Here is a 3,129-nt window from a genome sequence, read left to right on the forward strand (position 1 = left end):
AATTTACTCGATGTTTATCTCGATGCAGTTTTCTTTGCCACGTTAAACCCACTGGATTTTGCACAAGAGGGTCATCGCTTAACGATTAATGATGACGGATGTTTAGAGCACCGTGGTGTTGTTTATAATGAGATGAAAGGTGCTTTTAATGCATCTTCGTCTACTCATTGGGACATTCTTTGTAAGTATCTATTTCCTACGACACCCTATCGTTTTGTGAGTGGCGGCGACCCTGCTGAGATTCCTGATCTGAGTTATGAAGAGTTCTTAGGGTTCTATCGCGAGCATTATCACCCAAGCAATGCGGTATTTATGACCTATGGTGACCTCCCTGTTGATGAGCTGCAAGAACGCATTGATAAGCAGGCATTGTCTCGATTTGATCAACAAAGCCTAGTCGATACTCCGTTATTTGAAGAACGCTTTTCAGCACCGTTAAAGGTACAAGAATTTGTCTGTACGGATGCTGTAGATGAAGATGTTGATAGAGACGCTGATAGTGAGCAGTTGTCAGAGCAAACACACCATCTATTGGCTTGGTTGGTAGGCAAGAGTACCGACTTAAAGCAATGGCTTGAGGCTCACCTCTTAAGCCGATTGCTCTTTCAAGACAGTGCATCGCCTTTGATGCACGCATTGGAATCAACGGTGCTTGGGCATGGCCCTTCGCACCTATGTGGTTTGGAAGATAGCAATGCCGAACTGAGCCTAGTCTGTGGTATTCAGGGAAGCGACCCACAAGAAGCGGATGCGTTCGAGTCTTTGGTGTTGGCAACGTTGGATGAGATAGCGACAAATGGCGTTGAGAAGGTTCGTTTGGATGCCGTGCTTCACCAATTGGAGCTTGATCATCGAGATATAAGCGATGATGCTTACCCATACGGCTTACAGGTTATCCTTTCCGCCTTACCTGCTGCATTACAAGTAAATGCTGATGAAGATGCTCTGTCAGCTTCGTTAGACCTTGAGCCGGTGATGCGCGAACTTAGAATTGCTATCAATGACCCCGAATATATTAAGACATTGGTACGGGAGCGGGTGCTTGAAAATACACACAGGGTTCGTCTTTCTTTGCTGCCTGACGCAACACTTAAGTCACGTCGACAGAGTGATGATAAGGAAAAGCTAACGCAGATGTTGTCTCAAATGAGTGATCAACATCGACAGCAACTGCTTGAGCAAGAGTCTGCACTTGAGGAGAGACAGAATAAGGAAGAAAGCCCCGATATTTTGCCAAAGCTTACAGTGCAAGAAATCCCTGTTGGTTTGAAAGCCGCTAAAGGTAAGCGTTTTACGACGAACCCTTCCATGCCTATAACTTGTTTTGAACAAGGGACTAATGGTCTTTTGCATCAACAGTTAGTCATTGAAATGCCTTATTTGGAAGAAGAGTTACTACAGGCACTGCCTTTTTATACGGCCTGTTTAACCGAGCTTGGTTGTGGGGAAAAGGACTATCAGCAAACACAAATGTGGCGATCTCAGTATTCAGAAGGTGTTCACGCCAATAGTAATGTGCGTGGCTCGCTCCTCGATGTGCAGCACACCAAAGGGTATTTCACACTAGCCACGCGAGGTCTATCGGCAAATCATCAAGCGATGACCGATATGCTCTATAACACTCTGACAATGGCTCGGTTCGATGAATTGCCGCGAATAAAAAACCTCATAGCTCAACAGCGCTTGTCTGCTGATAACTACGTAGCTGATAACGGCCATATACTGGCTAAACGCACAGCTTCTAGCGGCTTTAGTCCAGCGGCATCGTTGGTGCAGCGATTAAGTGGGTTACGTGGTATTAAATCACTACGTGCTTTCGATAATAGTATACGTAGCGCTTGTAGTGAGAGTCTTGTTGCATCTATGGCGGCTAAGTTTGAACGTATTCATCAGCGCTTAGCTGCAGCCCCTAAGCAGTTTATGCTGGTGGGTGACAATGCTGGTTTAGAATGCGAACGTCATACGTTGCTGGAAAGATGGAAAAACATGCATACTCAGGAGGCTGCATTTCAGCCATTTACACTGGAGCCTGTATCGCGCCAAATAAGAGAGGTTTGGACAACCGACACTCAAGTTAATTTTTGTTCGATTGCTTACCCGACAGTCGCTATTAATCATTCCGATTCAGCAGCCTTGCACGTGCTAGGAGAACTGGTTCGTCATGAATATTTGCATCCCATCGTGCGGGAGCGTGGTGGAGCATATGGCAGTGGCTGTAGTCAGGACTCCAATATAGGTGCTTTTCGGATGTGCTCTTATAGAGATCCAAGATCCATTGGTACGTTGGAAGATTTTGGTGAAGCGACTGCGTGGTTGCAAAACTGTCAATTTACTCAGCAACATCTAGATAGTGCCGTTTTTGCCATGATTAGTTACATGGATAAGCCTGTTTCTCCCGCGAGTGATGCCAAGCAAGTTTTTCACAACGCTCTGTATGGCCGCACACTTGAGCAAAGAGAAGGTTTTCGAGAAAGGGTATTGAATATTTCATTAGATGATCTTGTGCGGGTACGTGAAACCTATTTATCTCCTGATAAGGCGAGCATAGCTGTGATCACACATTGCGCAGACGATCTGGTTGATTGGGCTGGTGAGCATGTGTTTGAGACCATCAAGCTATAGGTTGTTATCAAAAGCAGTTGTCTAAAGACGTTATAGTCTCCTTAAATCATCATAAAAATAATTTGGCCGCTTGTCGGTCATTTTTTCTTTGTAGAGTCTTATTTTTACTACTTATTCTTTATGGTTATAATTGTATGAAATTTAATTCCATTTACTTCTAAGCAAGAGTCGGTATATTAATACTCAAGAGATGATTAGTAACACACTATATAGAGGGTACAGACATGAGCGTTAAAGGCTTTCATTCATACAACAAGCAGACTTCAGACGAACAAAAATCTAAAACTCGTCAAGAGAAAGCAGGTTCTTCTGTACGTGACCAATCGCTTGATGATAAGAATATGACAGGTGATAAAGCTAAGAAAAGTGCTTATAGCTTTGTAGGTATTGCTGGTTAATCTAGATGTTCTAAATGCCTAAGTGATGCCTTCCTTAGCAGCAATAGTTATTTTCTTCTAAAACCCTGAGATTTTATCTTGGGGTTTTGTATTTTTAGTGCATTAATTT

General features: G+C 43.6%; 2 protein-coding genes. Both read left to right on the forward strand.

The features are described from left to right. A partial coding sequence (locus QZZ55_RS19950) for an insulinase family protein (RefSeq protein WP_293269176.1) occupies nt 1-2,622 on the forward strand: 2,622 nt, incomplete at its 5' end. A gap of 224 nt (nt 2,623-2,846) precedes the next feature. Next, nucleotides 2,847-3,020, forward strand: a complete 174-nt coding sequence (locus QZZ55_RS19955) for a hypothetical protein (protein WP_293269177.1) — start codon at nt 2,847-2,849, stop codon at nt 3,018-3,020. Nucleotides 3,021-3,129: the final 109 nt, after the last annotated feature.

The sequence above is a fragment of the Neptunomonas sp. genome (assembly GCF_016744175.1).
GTDB lineage: Bacteria > Pseudomonadota > Gammaproteobacteria > Pseudomonadales > Balneatricaceae > Neptunomonas.

Coding starts and splice junctions, on each gene's coding strand:
- QZZ55_RS19955 (WP_293269177.1), top strand. CDS start 2,847: ATGAGCGTTAAAGGCTTTCATTCATACAACAAGCAGACTTCAGACGAA.